Here is a 17,478-nt window from a genome sequence, read left to right on the forward strand (position 1 = left end):
TATCTGCTATTCGTCATCTTGTTCCCCGGTACGAATGTTATAGGACTCCGCTACTGGAATGACAAACACACGACCATCACCACGATTACCTTCCCCTACTCGGGCAGTTTTTATAATCGTCTGAACTGCATCATCTTTCATGTAATCTTCGACTACGGTCATGATCATCTCTTTTGGAAGTTCTTTGTAACAAATGTCGCCAACCTTGAGCCCACTTTGTCGGCCCCGACCAATTACAGGCACTTTAGTGAGCGCCTGAATATCTGCTTCTGCTAACGCGTCTGTTACTTCTGCCATTTTTTCTGGGCGAATAATCGCTTGAATTAAAAACATAATGTCATCCTCTTTATTCATTTATATCCAAGATTACGCAGTTTTGGTGTGCGAATCCGGTTCAATCACAAATGTCGCTTGAATACCAGTAGGCACCAGATCATCATTAACTCTTCTCCACTCAACCTGAGCCTCTTTGATGCCTAATGGCTGGAACAAAGGTTGCTTGACCACAAACTTAAGCCAAACCACGGCATATACAAGGGCCAATACAACCATGATTCCAACTAAGTTATAGATTGCATCTGCCATTTCAGGTACCGGAGCAATATTTAAGATTGCGTAGCCAATACCTAACGAACCTATAATCTGCGGAACAGGATAGAAGCGAGCCTTATATGGACGACGAGTCTTTGGATATCGGAACCGTAAAATGATGACATTTAAGTGAGCTATGATGTAACAGAACAACCAGGCACAGCACGCAGATAAAATGTATACAATTAGGTTTGGCGAGTTAACAATGCCTCCGAAAAAGAAAGCTGCGATACCACCAGACATAAATAGGATGCCAACCCACGGGGTTCTGAACCTTGGGTGAATCTTACGGAAAACTTTAGGAAGCTCATGACTTAAAGCCATTCCATAAAGCATACGTGGAACAACGCCAATCACGGTGTTAATGGTACTGGCACTGGCAAAAATGGATACGATTGATATCCAAATCATACCGGGTTTACCAAGTACAGCCAGGGCCATATCTACATGTGGGTGATTCGAAGTTGCAAGTTGTTCAGCCGGCACGTATTTTAATAAAGCAAACCCATATACAAGGTTAACAGCAAAGATAACGACAAGGCCTGCAATCATAGCGCGTGGAATATTCTTCTCAGCTTTTTTGGTTTCCTGAGCTAAAGGAGTCACAAACTCAATACCTATATACAGCCAAATAGCTAACGCCGTTAAGCTGAAAACCCCTGTACCCATAGCATTAAATGGTATTTCAGCAATTTCCGGGGCCGGTAGAGCGCCTATTCCGGTAAGCCCAATAAAACCTAAAAGTGCAATCGAAACAATCATGGTAAGAGTGAATACAATCTGTAGGCGAGCAAAAATATCAACCCCTACGATGTTCATTACCATAAGAAACCCTAGAATTAGCCCTCCAAGTAAAACCGGAGACAAGCTAGGGAAAAAGGCTTCGCTTAATACTGCTCCTGCAACGGTAAGCTCGGCCGGTGCAGCTAGCAAATTTGGCACCAAGTAGCCAAGTAAGGTTGCGACGACTGCAGGTAAAGCTCCCATCGCAACACGTGTATATGTACGAATACCACCGGATGCTGGCATCATACATGCGAGCTCAGCATAGCTCTGGGCAGAAAAATGTTGCAGCAACCAAGCCGCGATCATTGCAATAACAAAGCCACCGCCGGCAATACCCATTCCTTGCCCCAGTGAAACTAGCGTACTCGAAGCAACCACACAGCCTACTGCAACCGCGAAACAAGACCAAAATCCTAGAGTCTTTTTGAGGTTAGTACCCATCCTTGTATCTCCTTTACATTTTTGAGTGTTCTCAAACACTCGTATTACAAGCCACTAAATCAAAAAGCTTTAGCGCAGCTTGTGGCCCTATCTATGGGCATCGACACGCTTAGGTTGTTTCCAAGCGCCAGTTCTGTGAATAACAGCTTTCTTTCATACTATTGGTCGCAATGGTTCTTGTATTGAATTTTTGCGACATACCATTTTCAAAACAGCTTTATAAGCTTCGATCGGCAAAACGCTCATACCCTAGTTCGCTAATATCTATAGAAGGCGTTTCGTCACATGTCAGCTCTGCTAAAACCGTGCCCACAGAAGGTGCAATCCCAAAGCCATGTCCGGAAAGACCACATCCCAGAATTAGTCCGGGGACGTCTCCCACTTTGCTTAGAACAGGAACCTTGTCCTCACACCAATCGATAACGCCAACCCAGCTACGTACAACTTTTGCGTGTTTAAGCGCAGGGAGGTAGCTCAGAATTCCCTGGCATGTTGCAGCAGTAGCTTCTATTGGCGTATGGTCTTCAGTACTACTAATGACATCGGAATTAAGAGGTGACCCGCCTCCAAAAACAAAAGAGCCGTGGGTTGTCTGGTGACCATAAAAATCAGCCATCGCAGTACCAAGCATCTGATAAAACATTGGTGGCTGCGCATCAGTAACCAAGGTGTCCAAAGCAATTGGCTTCATGGGCACATCAACACCAACACTCTGAGATATTCTCCGACTCTCCAGGCCAGCAGCCAGAACTACTCTGTCTGCTTCAAACACTCCTCCAGCAGTAACGATCTTGCGTGCCTCGCCCGCTACCGTTTGTAAAGACAGCACATGCTGCTCTGTCAAAAACTGAACACCGAGTTGGCGGGCGGCGTTATGGAATGCCAGAGTTGTTTGCAGTGGGTTAGCATGACCGTCAGAGGGGCACCAACTCGCTCCAATCACTTCATCGGATAGGTGTGGACAGATCTCTCTGACTTCTTCACCACTGATCATCTTCACATCGAGTCCCTGACCAACAGCAGTAGCCGTCAGGCCCTCCAGAATATCGATGTGTTCATCTGTTTTGCCTAAGCGCAAATTTCCATGCTTATAGTATTCAACATCTGTCCCGAGCTCTTCGGAAAGGTGTGGCCAAAGGTTCTTTACTCCGTACATAGCTAACGCAAGCTCGCGCTTATCACGTCCTGACTGACGTACTCCTCCACCGTTGCGCCCCGAACCCCCGTAACCAAATACCTTGCTCTTTTCAAGAACGATGACTGATTTTCCTTTTTTTGCCAGGTAGTAGGCGGTTGAACATCCGATAATTCCGCCTCCTATAATGATGACATCAGCTCTTGTCTTCATTATGTCTCACTCCTTCTCATCAAATTCCATGTTGGCATATTGCCCTATACTCAAGGGCTTTAGTGGTGTCCGAATACGCATAGCTCCAACCTCAGTGATATCCATTGAGCAGCTATCAGCAATGATTTCGGAAATTGTTACAGCACACATACGGCCCTGACAGGGCCCCATCCCGGCTCTGGTTTTACCTTTGATCTGCGTCGGATGACGTGCGCCCTGAGCGATGGCTTCGCGAATTTGACCCGCTGTAATTTCCTCACAGCGACAGACCATTGTTTCATTGTCTTTAGGAACCAGAGTCTGGCGGTTTGGGGGGAAGACGTGATCGAGAAATGGGCGAATCGATTTTTCTTTTTTTAGGTTTTTCTTGTGCTTCACCGCCAGGTTATCTCGTTCGCTTACACTGATTTTCTGTAACTTGTATGCACTGTCGAGAGCAGCTAAGTGGCCTTTGACTGCTGCCATAGGGCCACCGCCAATACCGGAGGAGTCGCCCGCAATGGAGATTCCCTCTACGCTGGTTTGTCCGTAAAGATCGAGTACAGGTTTCCAGTAACGTTGTGACTCATACCATTCATGCTCGCAGTTAAGGGCCTGGCTCAATCGCAGATTGGGAATAACGCCTTCATTCAGTAAAACGGATTTTGCGGCGATATCGATCTGCTTCCCATTGTGGGTAAAACGCAGCCCTTCAGCTCGCTCACAACCGATAACTTCGAGATCCCGGCAACCCATATAGAGAGGCACACCCGCACGTTTCAACTTCCATCTCATCTGCATCCCTTTAATAAGGTAACTGGATCTGAGTAAGGCTTTGGGCAAGAAGGGAACAGCCTTAAAGTAATCTTTAAAGCCAGCAGTTTCGACCATCGCCGCAATTTCGACACCGTTGTCTACCAGGTGGCAGGCAGCCAGCAACAACAGAGGCCCGCTTCCCGCAATAACCACAGGCTGATCTGGAACCATGTTGGCAGACTTGAATAAAATGTCTGCGGCAGCCGCCCCCATCACACCAGGCAGTGTCCAGTTTTTCATCGGTACAGGGCGCTCGACAGCTCCGATACCAAGCAGCATGCGCCGTCCCTTCACTCGCTTTATTGCCCCGGAGGACAAGAGGTCTACATTGAAGTCATCGGAGATATTCAGAACCGTGGTGCTTGGCATATAGGTAACACCCGAAGCACGGAAAGCCTCTATAAGCGTTTTTCCTGCAAAGTAGTCCTTACCAAGTACATGAGCATTTTCTGAACGGCTACGCTCCATAGAGCGATAGATCTGCCCGCCTGGTTCCGGCTGTTCATCCACCACTAGCGTGTTAACCCCGAGGCTGTCTGCCGTGACCGCGGCCGCTATTCCGGCAGGGCCAGATCCAATAATGATAAGGTCGTAGATTTTATCCATTCACCAACACCTTTTTACCTTCCTGACGATTGACAACCATACCGTCGTGCACCGGGATAGCGCAGGCCTGCTGATTGGGGATACCATCTATTTCCATTAAACATTCAAAGCAAACTCCCATCTGGCAGTATCCCGCCCGATGGGCCCCACTAATGGGTGAGGTACGGTTGTAGCCTGCACTTGCGGCCATCACAGAGGCTAAAACCGTTTCACCAGCCGGAACCTGTAACTGTTCTCCCTCAAAGGTGATAGTTACAAACTCGGTAGCAGGACTGCTTTCATGCAACCTTTTCAACATATTTAACTCCTTGCGGCTACAAGGGGAGGTTTGCAGCCGCTGTTATCTATTCGGCGCAAACTTTGCAGCCAAGCATTGCTTCGAGCTCAATCTCAACCAGTTGACTGGGACGGTTGAGCTTCGGCGTTTCAACCTGAGTGAACAGTGGGCGGAACTCTTTAAAATACTCGCTGTAAGCGACGCCAACATCTTTGGCCATCGCCATATCGGTCACGTAGGCCTTCACCTTGTAAACATCTTTAGCTTCGGCCCCTGCGCGCTGAAGCAGATCAGTAAATTTGCTAAAAATAAACTGAGCCTGTTCGTAAGCAGTATCTCCAGAGACGGAACCATCCGGCAGAACAGCGGTTGTGCCGCCGATATGGATCTGGTTGCCGACTTTCACCATACGTGAATAACCTGCGAAATCTTCGAGTGGCGAGCCAGATGAATAGTTAATGCGTTGCATAATGCGTTTCCTTATTTAAGTACCGGTTCATCCCAAAGATTCAGTGAAACACCAATACCTTTTTCGATCGCGTTTCGATAAATTTTGGTTGCCCAAGCAACGTCTTCTACTGGCATACCACCCACGGACATCACTATGATTTCTTCTTCGTTTTTACGACCTGGAGTGACGCCGGCAACGATCTCGCCAAGATCTTCCAATTCACCCTTGGTCAATGTCCCCTCTTCGATCATGTCCATATAACGCACCCCTACCAGAGGAATAATGTTATGCGCAGGTTTCGGCACTTCTTCAAACCATGCTTCATATAAGCCTGTGTTATCCAGAACCTTACGAACATCGGAAGCTTCCATACCCTCATCAAGTCGGCAGCTTGCAGGCATCGCCAGAAATGCACCTGGTTTTACCCAATCGCGTTTTACTTCCGGATAAGTCATCGGATCGCCGGTTTCGCCGGAATTACAGTAGGTAACCAGATCTGAATCGCGCACGACGTCTTCAACAGTATCGACGATTTGCACATTGGTGATCTGTGGATATTCAACCGCGAGCCAGGTAATAAAACTGTCTAAGCTCGCTTTACCCCGCCCTTTAATTTTGACCGTGTCTATACTTGGGCATGCAGCCATAAATGCAGCCACAGTCGTTTTACCCATCACACCAGGCCCAAGCAGACCTATGACTTTAGAGTCTTTACGGGCAAGGTAGCGAGCGCCTACACCCGGAATAGCACCAGTACGATAAGCGGAAAGTAAATTGGCCGACATATAGGCAAGTGGTGCGCTAGTTTCTATATCGTTAAGGATGAACATGAGAATGGAGCGAGGCAGCCCTTTCTCCCGATTGGCAATATTGGAGCCGTACCACTTAACACCACAAGTTTGGAAGTCGCCACCAAGGTAAGCAGGCATCGCCATCAGGCGACGATCGGCGGTTGGTTTTGGCATATTCGGGAAAGGTGATTCTTCAGGGAATGTAACCATTGCACCGTGTGAGTCACTGTTTGGACCCGCCATACGGTAGTCTCCCTTTTGAAGAAGAACAAACATCTCCTCCATTGTATCGACGCAACCAGGCATGTCGGTTGCACCAGCCTTAATCATGTCCTGTTCAGAAAGGTATATAAAATCTATTTTTGTGCTGTCTGACATATCGTTACCTATATCCATATTGTCTGTTTTAGCTTCTTGCTCTACTCATATGCCCGTGTTGGTAACAACGTTTACCAGGGGATGAGTCACTGCTTTCGATACTATTGCTCGCATATAGATGTGTATTGTAATTTTGCGACATTGGTCATAATCCGATATGGGTAGCTGACTTGGCATTCACCTTGCTTAGCGTACCTAACACTCAAGCATTAAAGGACTAGCTATGTCTGCTTCATCACTGTTCTCGAATATTTCTGGGATTCACTCTAAGCAACCTTTTTTTGTCTTGAGTTCAGAGCAATTTCTTACTCATCTGGCACCAGATATCCCAGAGGTTTCTCACTTCTATAGTTTTAAAGCTGGTCGCTCTCAAGAATCAACGATAGCAATCCCGGACGGCTGTATTGATATCGTGTTTGACTGTAATTCGGCATCACCTGTTGGGCAGGTCTGTGGCACAAGACTAGAAGCAGGAGCGGTCTCATTTGATCCTGGCCATCAGTACTTTGGCGTTCGTTTTGTTCCCGGTGTATTTCCTGACTTTTTAGCTATCTCAGCGAAAGAACTTATTGAACATGAACTTGATTTACATGATGTAATAGCAGGTTCCGATCGCTTGCTTGAACAAGTAATATACAGCGAGAATTTTTCGCAAAAAGTGGATGTGGTAAGTCAGTTTTTGAAGAAAAAGCAGCGACGAAAAACCTCTGAGTTAACTAATCAGGTGATTGCAAAAATTCGTCAACACAAAGGAAATATTCAAATTCAGGATCTGGAACGATTTTCAGGTTATACCTCCCGCACCTTGCAGCGTACTTTCAAGAATGATATCGGTTTGACTCCTAAAGGGTTTAGTCGTGCAATTCGTTGCCAATCAGCGGTTTATGATATTAACCACCGTGAAGATCTCACTTTTTCCGATCTTGCGATTGATCTTGGATTCAGTGACCAATCCCATTTCCTCAGAGAGTTTAAAAAGCTAGTTAATTTTACCCCACAGGAATATCACAATAAGGTCAAAGAAAAGACCTACCGTGAACGTATCCATTGCTACTGAGGGCTCAATATTGGTGCAAGTTGCACCAATATTGACTTCATTCACAAAGTTTAGCGAGCGTTAGGTGCACTTAATGCATGATTATGCATACGTAGAAATTGATTAATAATGTTAAAAAGTGACAAGCTTTGGGAGACTTCCACCCGCATCTCGGCTTACTTTCAGGTGAGGACGCCGAGAAGGTAGGGGTGAAATCTATCGGCTGAGAATCGAGTTGTCACACAAAGGGGCAAAGATGATTTACAAAACAACTTGTTTCGCATCAACAGTCCTACTTTTTCACTCTCAAATTAACTTAAGCACCCCATTCACATAGCCACGCCGGTAAACCTCTATGCCATTTTCATCTTTAACTTGCCCAGTCGGCATCACAACCCATCTTTTTTCATCCATAAACTCGTCAGAAACGGCAGCCCTCAGAGCCTCCACTTCTATTGGCGTCAGCTGATTTGAAGTAGCCGCCACCTGAGGCTGAGATTTAGTAGTTCGGTCAATGACAATATCGGCATTCGCTTTTAGTACGTTAAGCTGATCCCTGTATTTGTTCCTCTCAGCAATTAACGAGCCAACAACCGCTCGAATGACTGGATCATCGATAGACTCCAGTATGTGTTGGTCATTATTGTTGAGAAGCTGCTTCTGACGCACCGAGAGTGGCTTCTTACGAGTCGTTCCTGAATAGGCTGCCCACGCATCAATCAATTGCTGAAAATGCTTTCCTGTTCGATTACGAATGGTCTGTGTCGAAGGTCCGCCTTGTTCTTGAGATAACTTTCCAATCGTCACGATAGAGAAGTCCAATGACTTGGTCTGGCTTTGTTGTTCTAGAATGTTGTGCAATGTTCTTAGCGCTGTCGTTGTGCGGGCAGTCGCGCTGGAACACAGTTCTTCCAGAATAATGTACGGGTCCACTGGGTTAGCCATTTTTAATTACTCCCATTTTATTTTTCGACAAGTCGGCAAGTCGTAACATATTGATTCCCGTTTGCGCCTCAATAGCCTTTACGCCTACCTCTAATAAACCCGCATCTTGTAAATACGTTTCCGTATCAAGATACGATGCGATGAGACCCATCGCTTTGGTTTTATCAAGCTCTCCTGTCGCTTTGAGCATGGCATTAATCATTGCATTACCCGCTAAGAGCTGAGTTTCATCATCAAGCTGCATCAAAAATGGCATGTAACCCGACTGCATGAGCATTGAATTTAACTTGTTTGATCGATGACTGATTGCTGGCGTTTTTCTTAAATCATCTCGTAGATCCGCGTAAATTTCGGCGTCATCGCATAACTGTATCAATTGTCTAAACTCTGACTCTGTATCAACAAAGCTAAAGAACGGGGAGATTTCCGTGTATGATCCTATTGCGATGACTTTATCGACGGTGTCTTCAGGGAGCCGCTGTTCTTCGATACGAATAAGCTTACGAATTATCTGAAAACAGGCGACCAAATCTTTGCAGTATTCATCCGCATCAATTTTTTGTTTTTCAATTCTGCGGTCTATTTGATGTAAGTATTCATACTTCTGGAACGGCTCGTTGTTCACTTCACAGAAGTATTCTTCGTCTAGTAATTCGGCTTGTTCGGCTTCTAACTCTGCGGCAATTTTGGCTGATTCTGACGCGTGATAGCTAAGATTATTGAAATGGGCGGTTAAAGAATGGATGTATTTAATGTCGGTAATGAACCAACGGCAACGGACGCAGTTTTCGATACCATGAGGAACGGGGCCATACAAATCCGCCTGGCTACGATTCGCTTTTTTTAGTTTTTCACCTCCGTTCCAACACCCTGCAGTGGAAGTACTTTCTACTAGTGGCGTAGGGCGTTGTTGCCTAAATCAGTTGAACCTTTTCCAAGATCTGCGATCTGATCCTTTGTGATGATTAGAATGGTGGTGACATGGGCAAAGCGAAAAAGAAGATTACTAACTGGGCGGAGTATAATAAGGCTCTGTGTAAACGTGGTTCGGTTACGTTCTGGATAGATGACTCAGCCATAGATGCATGGAAATGCAAAACCCATCATGGCAAGCGTGGTAGAGGCTTTCAGTACTCTGATACAGCGATTGAAACCGCCTTGATGATTAAAGGGGTCTTCTCTCTGCCATTGCGTGCTCTTCAAGGCTTTATCGACTCTATCTTTGAGTTATTAGATGTTCCGCTGACATCCCCTGATTACACCTGTATCAGTAAACGTTCGAAGACAGTTCAGGTCAAATATCGTAATAAATCCAGAGGAGCTATTCGCCATATAGCCATTGATTCGACTGGTCTTAAAGTCTTTGGCGAGGGTGAGTGGAAAGTGAAAAAGCATGGTGCAGAAAAACGTAGAACATGGCGCAAACTGCACTTAGCTGTTGATGTAGATACTCACGAAACGATTAGTGCGGAAGTCAGCCTTGTAAATGTTGGCGATAGTGAAGTGCTACCGACGTTGCTCAATCCACTACGCAGAAAGGTCATTGCCGTATCTGCCGATGGAGCATATGACACTAAAAACTGCCATGAGACTCTGAAAAATAAGGGATGTATTCCGCTAATACCGCCTCGAAAGAATGCGGCGCTTTGGGAAGATGGGCATCCCAGAAACGAAGCTGTAGAGGCTCTGAAAAATGGAACAATAGCGGAGTGGAAATCGGAGTCTGGTTACCACTATCGCTCAATATCTGAGACCGCAATGTCTCGATATAAAGGACTAACCAGCGGTAAATTGAGCTTGAGATGTTACAACGCTCAAGTGGGAGAAATCATGGCGAATGTCAAAGCTATAAACAAAGTCATAGGACTAGGTATGCCTGTTAGAAGTTAACGGCTTGTCATATATGGCTTCGTTGATCTTCAAGCTGATTTGATCAACAACGCCGTGGCGTAGTGTTCCCTCCAGCTAAACAAATACCTATCGCCTTTTCTTGCCAACCTGCGGGGTTTCGCACTCTTAGTACTGTTCGAAGGGACTCTATATCGGTATAAGCGGATTGTAAGCCAATCTCTTCTATCGATTTATTGATCAAGAATGAATGCAATGTCGCGTCGTTTTGTTCTTCAATTTTGTTTTCCGCTGCCTTCATCTTTTTTGCCATCATCACGGGGGATACTTTTGTGTAATGCATGGTCATGATAAGCCGACTGTGACCGACCAATAGCTTGGATAACACCGGAGCTGGGATTTCACCTTCAATGGTGTAGCAGGTGATCAAAGAAACGCGTAACGAATGTAACGGAAATAGTGTCTTACGATGATTAGCTGGGTCAATGAAGTGAATTTTGCTGCCATCCATGAGTGTGTGGTCATCTTTTTGAATCTTGGTTTCAAGTTCCGCCATCAAACTGACCCAAAGCGTGTTCAAATACCCTTGAGTAATCGGCATCTCCTTTTCACTGTGCTGAGCGGCGGCGGCATTACGAAACAAAAAACAAATATCACCAATCTCATTTCGTTGAATATCCGTTTTGGTACTTCCAAAATGTTTATAATCAAGCTTATGGATAGAAGTCGTTTTAGTAATGGGGTTGTATTTCTGCTGCCAGTTTCGCAGCTTTTCTAGCCAATATAAGACTTCTTCATGCTGCCAAGGGATCACATAACCTCGCGTGATTTCATCCTTATTTTTATCGGCGGTCTTATTAGTATTTATATAAAGACCAGTCATCACATCACCAATATCGGGTGTGATAATTCGGTGAAAAATACCTTTTTGCCAAGGGCGCTTTTCACTGCCTTCAACAAACTCAATCATTTCATTGGCAACCCAGCTTCCACTCTCGTAGCGCCACGTATCGGCTTCACCAGAATCAAGCATGCGAACCTGAAAAGTGCGTAATGGAAGCTGTAATTTTAGGTACAGCGCCATTGCGCGGACGGGTGACCAAATCACATAAAAGTGGTCACCTTCCTTAAACGGCGTTAACACTCCATCAATTCTAATACTGCGAGGCTTATCTACTTTGATTTTCCGCCACACACAGTCAGGGTCATCCTTATCAATGGCAGAGTCGTCAACCATAAACCAGTCTCTTTGATGCCGGCCATTTAATATAAATGCGTCACTTTGCTCAACCGCCCATTCCCAGTCTGAAAAGTTGCCCCTTTCCATCGGGCAAAGAATTTTTCGCAACCGTTTAATGTAGGTATAAGGTAAAGCGTTGTAGACCGTTTCTTGATTTTTAACTGGATTAGACCCTTTTTGAAAAGGGTTCTTAAACATGGCAACCAACTCACCGTCATCATCAGGTTGAGAATAATAGGTGGTTATTACCCAATCAATGAACGAGCACACCTCATTGTTTTGTCGAATCCTGTAGCCTTCCGACAATTCGAATTGACCGAGAAACTGATCATAATTTTGCGGACCCATTTCGAAAAACTCGACGGGATCAACAATGAATTTCGGAACTAAGTATTCATCCAAAAACCGGTCCAACGCATTCTTCTTATGATCAATGCCATATTTGTTGTGATGCAACCATGTCGCCGCAACTTCTCGCCACGTATCCCAACCCGTACCATTCTTTTCGGTGAACCAATTAAATTCATAGTCTGTTGATTTCATGAGGCTCGCTTCCCAAACTTAGGTGCTCTACCTGAAAATAAACCATCAGGATCAATATCTTCAAACCCAGATTCCATAATGATTTCCCAGCTCAACTCCACATCTCGCTTAAAGTTCGCATACTGCTGACCATCGAGTTTCTGCGTGGCACGCTCGCAAGCAAGTGTGACATCACGAACGCCTGGTTGCGTGTAAATCGACTGAGATAAGAGAGAAGAATGATGCAGTGCTTTCTTGATGAATCGCACATCCACCCCGGCATTCGACATCCGTCTTCCATAGGCATGACGATGACCATGAGGCGAGCGACCTTCTGGCTTTGATGCTAGTTGATCAATTCTGCCCATAGCCGCCGCATAGCTTTGATTAAATGCATTGAGTGTTAATGCGTTACCCAGTTGCTTTCTAGCAAAAGAAACAAAGGCGTAAGGGTGATTTCGCTGAATAGGAAGCAAGGCCATTAAGTATTGCTGCCATAAATAAGCAAACACTTCCCCGTAATAGGAAGGAAACCAATGAAGTTGAATGTAGTTATCATCATGATCGACCACCTTGGTTTTCCAACCGACTCTGGCGGTGCCCGTGAGTTTATTTCGTGGTGTTAGATGGTACTTTTCAGCGAGATAGGCCGAGCGGGTACTTTGCCGTTTTCTGCCGACCCAATGGTTGGGAGCTTTGCCATCTTCAGGATGGTATAAACGAACGGTCACACTGTCAGAATTCATTGGATCAAGAAACACATCATCAACCCACAAGTGCAGGGCATCACTTTCTCTAACCCCAGCCCCGTGCATCAACAGTAAAATCAATTGATCACGAATAGCCACTCTTGAATCTCTCGCACTACCGACACCGTCGATAAAAAATACTTTAAATAGCTGTTCGGGAAACGAAATCGCATCGCCATCCACTTTAATCACATCTTTTTTTCCGCGAACTTTCCTCACTCTTTTCAGTAGCTCTGAAGGCGCATTTTTTTTGATATGACCAAGAAAATCATGTTGATTTCTCTTATGCCACGCCGCGTAATTCAGTCGCTCTTGGTGAGTGGTTGCTTCTTCAAAGCCGTTAAGACTGCTTGTATTTTTATGGATAGAGAGCCAATCTGTTAAGCCGTTCAATGCCGACAGAAGTTGGTTGACGTTAGAAACTGATCTCGGCAACCAAAACAAACCTGAGGAATCAAATCCTTCTTTGTCGATAGTGCCTGATGAGAGTCGTTGCACAAAAGATTGAAATAGAAGGCTTGGCTCTGAGAATAGTCCCCGATTGGCTTCCATGTATTCCAATAATAACTGGCATGCAAACACAACTCGGTTCATCCAAGGAAGGCTTTTTATATGAGATTGGCTAATGACGTAATCAAGCAAAGGTTCGAATACGCCCTGATCTGTCATTAATACAGGGATGTCGAGCATTAAACCTGAGTGATCAATTTTAACCTGAGCTTGAACTTTGACGATCGCAGACATCCAACACCACATCAAACGAAACTGGTATTAGTAGGTATAGTAGAGGAATTGCTATTGATCTAATGGAATAGAGATTAAGGGTAGAAGATGAAACTGCGTACTTTAAGGGGATTTAGTATAGAAAGAAGTGCTATAGATATAACATATATTGCAGGCTTCATAAGGGGTGGGAACCCAGCCACATCCCGGCACACAAGTCACTCGCTGCGGCTGCTCCCTTCCAGGCCTGACCGAGTTCACGAGCTATTGTTGCGGGAGGACCAGGCCCCCATAGATTCGTTTTCTATGAGGCTTGCCTCAAAGAGTGATTGGATTATTAAGCATCACAGCAACCATTGCAAGCCCTTCCACCCTATTTTTGAACAATTGCGGTCTAAGTGCTTATCCTTTATTCAAACCATTAGAAAATCGCAGGTAAATTCACCATTTACCTGCATTTGGAAGGTTTGGATTGCTGGAGTACTAGATATCGATGTCTTCGTTATCTTCTGTGCGAATGATGTAGTCTGTCATCCACGCGGTACCTAATAGACACAACCACACCACAAAGACTGGGCTTGGCACTTCGATGCTTGGAGTAATCACCAGAGCCGCAAAACCGACCGTTGGCAGTGTCCAACACAGTAGTTTATTCCAGCGAAAGGTTTTCAAGCGCGTCAGCGTTTCCATCGATGCCATGATGCCCGTTATACACAAGGCCACCAAAGCAGCATAAGGTAAATCGGCTATCCATAATGGAAGTATTAAGCCTAATGACCACCAGCTGTGTCGGCTGGCTGGCTTAAGGTGATTTGCCGCCCACCAAATTACGATGATAGATAAGGTTTGAAGTGTGGTAACCCACGGGACGCCTTCAAGCTTGCCTGCTGATTGCGTGACCATGATTCCGACCTGCAACGTAGTCACGATCAAGCCAGAAATAATCACGACCGACAAACTACTGCGTCTTGAGAAGACCACCATCAATAGCGGGAATAGTACCCACGCACTGACAGACAGCGTGATGGGCTGCAAAGGAAGGGTTAGACCATAAGTAGTCATGGAAACAAGCAAAGCTAATCCAGCTATGCCCCCCTGCGGTAAAATCCATAAGGCAGGAATGACCATTGCAAGCACCGGGATATCTCCCTCACTTAAACTGATTGCTCTCGCGCAAACAACCGCTAATAATGTGGTGATCAAGAACTGAAACGTTGTAAATACCATAGCCCTCTCCTTCTACCGATCCGTGGTATTTATGAACTAGGAACATTTAGTATGGACCAATTTTTGAGCCAAATCTTTGCTGTGATTCACCAAATTCCATATGGGAAAGTAACAACTTATGGAGACATAGCACGTTTTTCAGGATTTCCGGGCTATGCGCGCCATGTTGGTAAAGCGTTGGGTAACCTACCAGAAGGTAGCAAACTGCCTTGGTATCGAGTGATAAACAGCAAGGGAGAGATCTCTTTAAAGGGCGATTCATTCGACCGACAAAAGCGGCATTTGGTTAAAGAAGGGGTTGAAGTGAGTGATGCCGGAAAGATCAAACTAAGAATATACAAATGGCAGCCCTAGAGCTGCCATTTATCGAAAGACGTTAATTAAGATGCCTTAACAATGGCATCTATTTCTAATTAACGAACACCAACCAAGCGTAGGTCTGCTTGTTGCGTGTTTTCTACGTCTGTAATCACTGACTTAATCGTGTCAGTTGTGAAACGCAGTTTGCCATCGACATGAATCGACGCACGCATGTTGTAGCGGTGGTTAGCTTTAATCTTGTTGTTGTCGTAGCTCAGTTCGAATGCGAACGGTACTTGCTTACCATCAGTAGTGAACTCTTGAGTTGCGATAACCGTCGATGGTGCGTCAGCCAGTGAGATATCTTCTAGCGTAACGGTAACTACTGCATTCTCTGGCAATGCAATTCTTTCACGGTAGCTAACTGTTCCTGAAATCACTTGAGTGTTCTCTGCAACCACTTCTTGAGAAGCATTCGTTTCTGATGTTGCTTGGCAACCAACAAGTAGGCCAAACGATACTAAAGACGTAATAAGAATTAGAGCCTTTTTCATATTCAATTTCTCTCAACATGTTTGCCGGACTCGGCAAATCTACTCAGCAATTATAAGAGAGCTTTCATATTCTGTCTTGAAACCCTATGATTTATTGACAGATATCTGACTAAGCTAAATGATTAACACCATAATCTGACACCCATTTTACGAAGAGGAATGCTGGCGATGAGTCAACCTTTACAAGAATTATTAAGTTTACTTCAGCTAGAAAAACTGGAAGAAGGTTTATTCCGTGGGCAAAGTGAGAACCTAGGCCTACCACAGGTATACGGCGGTCAGGTATTGGGACAAGCGCTTTCTGCTGCTCGTTATACCGTTCAAGACGACCGTAGTGTTCACTCGTTCCACAGTTATTTTCTGTTTCCCGGCGATCCTGAAAAGCCAATCATTTACGATGTTGAGAACCTACGAGATGGACGCAGCTTTAGCACGCGCCGTGTGAAAGCGATTCAAAATGGCCGCCCTATTTTCTATCTCACCGCTTCTTATCATGGCGATGCGCCAGGTTTTGAGCACCAGATTGCAATGCCTGATATTCCTGGACCAGAGAACTTTGCTTCAGAAACTGAATTAGCGAGCCACATTGCAGAATTCTTACCAGAGAAACTGCGCAAAACCTTCTGTGGCGAAAAGCCGATTGAAATGCGCCCGGTGACGGTGGTAAATCCACTGAAACCTAAGAAGACGGAAGCGAAACAATACCTTTGGGTAAGAGCGAATGGCGCGATGCCAGACAACCAATTGATCCACCAATACCTGCTTGCTTACGCATCGGATTGGGGATTCTTGGTGACGGCGCTTCACCCTCATGAAGTCTCTATCATGACACCAAATTTTCAAGTGGCGACGATTGACCACTCAATCTGGTTCCACCGCCCATTCAAAATGGACGAATGGCTGCTTTATGCGATTGAAAGCCCAACGGCAGCGAACACTCGCGGCCTAGTGCGCGGCGAGATCTTCAACCAGAAAGGTGAACTGGTAGCGACGGCAGTACAAGAAGGTGTGATGCGTTTTACTAAGTAGCGCTCAAATTAATAGCGGATAAACGCTTCTTACAAGCCCCAAATACGCACAAACAAAAAGAGGCTAGGTTTAATACCTAGCCTCTCTTTTTTATAACACTTACGAAAATCCGTCACTTAAGAGTGACTAAAATCTATTCTGCTTCTAGCGTAGGCTCAAACTCGCTTTGTACTCGCGTTTTGATGCCATCTCCGGCATCTCGCAGAAGGTTAAATGGCGATAACATCACACCTTTCACAGCGCCTTCTGCAGCGTCCTGAGCCAAAGCTTGACTCTTATCTGCCAACAAATTAGCTTGCACCAAAATATTCGGCACTTCCGCTCTTAGCATTTCAGATTCAGTAACAACAGCGGGGATAGTTTGCTCACGGTACGATTTACTTTCCGCGAGCATAGGTGGCATTACGTCTACGCGGTATCTCTTTAATTCCGTTAATGTAGGAGGAATAACATCGGTTCTTACCTGCTCGACTTCCGTTCTAACATTTTTTACTTCATCTAATATCGCTGGGATTTTATTGTCGACCGAGGCTACGGTTTGATTCACGTCATCGATCGTCTTTCTAACTTCTTCGACAGTGTTTAACACCTGAGGAGCAAGATCGCTGACATGTTCAGCAAGCGCTAATAGCTCTTCTACTTTGAGCCCTTTGGTGAGGCCCGATATGTCTTCGATAACTTGCGGGTAAGTATCAACGATTTCACCGACTTTATTGGTCAATGAGTAAATGGTGTAACCCAAGTAAAAAATGGCGACCGCCAATACCAGCTGGATAGCGGTAGATACTTTTGCAAACATGAATAATCCTTTTCTTTATCGCAGAGGCGAGATCTAAACTGA

Annotated in this window: 18 protein-coding genes and 1 other RNA gene; 4 read left to right on the forward strand and 15 right to left on the reverse strand. The window is 45.3% G+C overall.

What is annotated here, in order from left to right; translation table 11 throughout:
* Positions 1-6 precede the first annotated feature (6 nt).
* The 7 genes from OCV19_RS11345 to OCV19_RS11375 all read right to left on the reverse strand — a co-directional run bounded on the left by OCV19_RS11345 (position 7) and on the right by OCV19_RS11375 (position 6,464).
* Positions 7-354, reverse strand: coding sequence for a P-II family nitrogen regulator (locus tag OCV19_RS11345; RefSeq protein WP_206377705.1), 348 nt, complete (start codon positions 352-354; stop codon positions 7-9).
* A gap of 12 nt (positions 355-366) precedes the next feature.
* A complete protein-coding gene (locus OCV19_RS11350; protein ID WP_065677350.1) occupies positions 367-1,818 on the reverse strand; it encodes an APC family permease in 1,452 nt (483 codons plus the stop codon).
* A gap of 217 nt (positions 1,819-2,035) precedes the next feature.
* Positions 2,036-3,166: an NAD(P)/FAD-dependent oxidoreductase gene (locus OCV19_RS11355; RefSeq protein ID WP_065677351.1), complete on the reverse strand. Its 1,131-nt coding sequence runs from the start codon at positions 3,164-3,166 to the stop codon at positions 2,036-2,038.
* Between the two features lie 6 nt (positions 3,167-3,172).
* Positions 3,173-4,567, reverse strand: coding sequence for an FAD-dependent oxidoreductase (locus OCV19_RS11360; protein WP_065677352.1), 1,395 nt, complete (start codon positions 4,565-4,567; stop codon positions 3,173-3,175).
* Positions 4,560-4,865 carry a (2Fe-2S)-binding protein gene (locus OCV19_RS11365; RefSeq protein ID WP_065677353.1) on the reverse strand — a complete coding sequence of 102 codons (306 nt, stop codon included), beginning with the start codon at positions 4,863-4,865 and terminating at the stop codon, positions 4,560-4,562. Before OCV19_RS11365 ends, OCV19_RS11360 begins: the two co-directional genes overlap by 8 nt.
* Positions 4,866-4,911: 46 nt before the next feature.
* The gene (locus OCV19_RS11370; protein WP_065677354.1) at positions 4,912-5,313 is read right to left on the reverse strand and encodes a Rid family hydrolase; all 402 of its coding nucleotides are present in this window, start codon (positions 5,311-5,313) and stop codon (positions 4,912-4,914) included.
* 11 nt (positions 5,314-5,324) lie between these two features.
* Complete coding sequence (locus OCV19_RS11375; RefSeq protein WP_065677355.1) at positions 5,325-6,464, reverse strand: tyramine oxidase subunit B; 1,140 nt, start codon at positions 6,462-6,464, stop codon at positions 5,325-5,327.
* A gap of 223 nt (positions 6,465-6,687) precedes the next feature.
* Here OCV19_RS11375 and OCV19_RS11380 point away from each other — a divergent pair, with 223 nt between their 5' ends.
* Entirely contained in the window at positions 6,688-7,521 is an 834-nt protein-coding gene (locus OCV19_RS11380) for an AraC family transcriptional regulator (RefSeq protein WP_065677356.1), read from the forward strand.
* Between the two features lie 285 nt (positions 7,522-7,806).
* On the opposite strand, the gene gmtX is transcribed toward OCV19_RS11380, so the two are convergent.
* Together gmtX and OCV19_RS11390 are read right to left on the reverse strand one after the other, a co-directional pair.
* Positions 7,807-8,445 (reverse strand): gamma-mobile-trio protein GmtX, encoded by a 639-nt coding sequence (gene gmtX / locus OCV19_RS11385; protein ID WP_065677357.1) that lies wholly within the window; start codon positions 8,443-8,445, stop codon positions 7,807-7,809.
* A complete protein-coding gene (locus OCV19_RS11390) occupies positions 8,438-9,262 on the reverse strand; it encodes a hypothetical protein (protein WP_206377707.1) in 825 nt (274 codons plus the stop codon). Before OCV19_RS11390 ends, gmtX begins: the two co-directional genes overlap by 8 nt.
* A gap of 164 nt (positions 9,263-9,426) precedes the next feature.
* Here OCV19_RS11390 and OCV19_RS11395 point away from each other — a divergent pair, with 164 nt between their 5' ends.
* Entirely contained in the window at positions 9,427-10,335 is a 909-nt protein-coding gene (locus OCV19_RS11395; protein ID WP_261875676.1) for an IS5 family transposase, read from the forward strand.
* Positions 10,336-10,378: 43 nt separating this feature from the next.
* On the opposite strand, the gene gmtZ is transcribed toward OCV19_RS11395, so the two are convergent.
* From gmtZ to OCV19_RS11415, 4 genes are all read right to left on the reverse strand, one after another.
* Positions 10,379-12,076, reverse strand: coding sequence for a gamma-mobile-trio integrase GmtZ (gene gmtZ / locus OCV19_RS11400; RefSeq protein ID WP_240508231.1), 1,698 nt, complete (start codon positions 12,074-12,076; stop codon positions 10,379-10,381).
* Entirely contained in the window at positions 12,073-13,548 is a 1,476-nt protein-coding gene (gene gmtY / locus OCV19_RS11405) for a gamma-mobile-trio recombinase GmtY (protein WP_065677408.1), read from the reverse strand. Before gmtY ends, gmtZ begins: the two co-directional genes overlap by 4 nt.
* 169 nt (positions 13,549-13,717) lie before the next feature.
* Positions 13,718-13,814, reverse strand: an RNA gene (ffs, locus tag OCV19_RS11410) — signal recognition particle sRNA small type.
* Positions 13,815-14,010: 196 nt separating this feature from the next.
* A complete protein-coding gene (locus OCV19_RS11415; RefSeq protein ID WP_017058953.1) occupies positions 14,011-14,754 on the reverse strand; it encodes a VP0952 family biofilm-associated protein in 744 nt (247 codons plus the stop codon).
* Between the two features lie 51 nt (positions 14,755-14,805).
* Here OCV19_RS11415 and OCV19_RS11420 point away from each other — a divergent pair, with 51 nt between their 5' ends.
* Positions 14,806-15,108, forward strand: a complete 303-nt coding sequence (locus OCV19_RS11420) for an MGMT family protein (protein ID WP_048664234.1) — start codon at positions 14,806-14,808, stop codon at positions 15,106-15,108.
* A 59-nt stretch (positions 15,109-15,167) separates the two neighbouring features.
* Here the strand turns inward: OCV19_RS11420 and OCV19_RS11425 are convergent, their stop codons facing one another.
* Positions 15,168-15,608 (reverse strand): YbaY family lipoprotein, encoded by a 441-nt coding sequence (locus OCV19_RS11425; RefSeq protein ID WP_048664235.1) that lies wholly within the window; start codon positions 15,606-15,608, stop codon positions 15,168-15,170.
* A gap of 168 nt (positions 15,609-15,776) precedes the next feature.
* Between OCV19_RS11425 and tesB the strand changes: the two genes are divergently transcribed.
* On the forward strand, positions 15,777-16,637 hold the full coding sequence (tesB, locus tag OCV19_RS11430; RefSeq protein ID WP_065677413.1) for an acyl-CoA thioesterase II: 861 nt from the start codon (positions 15,777-15,779) through the stop codon (positions 16,635-16,637).
* A 133-nt stretch (positions 16,638-16,770) separates the two neighbouring features.
* On the opposite strand, the gene OCV19_RS11435 is transcribed toward tesB, so the two are convergent.
* Positions 16,771-17,436 (reverse strand): hypothetical protein, encoded by a 666-nt coding sequence (locus OCV19_RS11435; protein ID WP_065677409.1) that lies wholly within the window; start codon positions 17,434-17,436, stop codon positions 16,771-16,773.
* Positions 17,437-17,478 lie beyond the last annotated feature (42 nt).

The sequence above is a fragment of the Vibrio celticus genome (assembly GCF_024347335.1).
Taxonomy (GTDB): domain Bacteria; phylum Pseudomonadota; class Gammaproteobacteria; order Enterobacterales; family Vibrionaceae; genus Vibrio; species Vibrio celticus.

Coding starts and splice junctions, on each gene's coding strand:
- OCV19_RS11350 (WP_065677350.1), bottom strand. CDS start 1,818: ATGGGTACTAACCTCAAAAAGACTCTAGGATTTTGGTCTTGTTTCGCG.
- OCV19_RS11420 (WP_048664234.1), top strand. CDS start 14,806: ATGGACCAATTTTTGAGCCAAATCTTTGCTGTGATTCACCAAATTCCA.
- OCV19_RS11365 (WP_065677353.1), bottom strand. CDS start 4,865: ATGTTGAAAAGGTTGCATGAAAGCAGTCCTGCTACCGAGTTTGTAACT.
- tesB (WP_065677413.1), top strand. CDS start 15,777: ATGAGTCAACCTTTACAAGAATTATTAAGTTTACTTCAGCTAGAAAAA.
- OCV19_RS11425 (WP_048664235.1), bottom strand. CDS start 15,608: ATGAAAAAGGCTCTAATTCTTATTACGTCTTTAGTATCGTTTGGCCTA.
- OCV19_RS11380 (WP_065677356.1), top strand. CDS start 6,688: ATGTCTGCTTCATCACTGTTCTCGAATATTTCTGGGATTCACTCTAAG.
- gmtZ (WP_240508231.1), bottom strand. CDS start 12,076: ATGAAATCAACAGACTATGAATTTAATTGGTTCACCGAAAAGAATGGT.
- gmtX (WP_065677357.1), bottom strand. CDS start 8,445: ATGGCTAACCCAGTGGACCCGTACATTATTCTGGAAGAACTGTGTTCC.
- OCV19_RS11370 (WP_065677354.1), bottom strand. CDS start 5,313: ATGCAACGCATTAACTATTCATCTGGCTCGCCACTCGAAGATTTCGCA.
- OCV19_RS11435 (WP_065677409.1), bottom strand. CDS start 17,436: ATGTTTGCAAAAGTATCTACCGCTATCCAGCTGGTATTGGCGGTCGCC.
- gmtY (WP_065677408.1), bottom strand. CDS start 13,548: ATGTCTGCGATCGTCAAAGTTCAAGCTCAGGTTAAAATTGATCACTCA.
- OCV19_RS11360 (WP_065677352.1), bottom strand. CDS start 4,567: ATGGATAAAATCTACGACCTTATCATTATTGGATCTGGCCCTGCCGGA.
- OCV19_RS11415 (WP_017058953.1), bottom strand. CDS start 14,754: ATGGTATTTACAACGTTTCAGTTCTTGATCACCACATTATTAGCGGTT.
- OCV19_RS11375 (WP_065677355.1), bottom strand. CDS start 6,464: ATGTCAGACAGCACAAAAATAGATTTTATATACCTTTCTGAACAGGAC.
- OCV19_RS11395 (WP_261875676.1), top strand. CDS start 9,427: ATGGGCAAAGCGAAAAAGAAGATTACTAACTGGGCGGAGTATAATAAG.
- OCV19_RS11345 (WP_206377705.1), bottom strand. CDS start 354: ATGAATAAAGAGGATGACATTATGTTTTTAATTCAAGCGATTATTCGC.
- OCV19_RS11355 (WP_065677351.1), bottom strand. CDS start 3,166: ATGAAGACAAGAGCTGATGTCATCATTATAGGAGGCGGAATTATCGGA.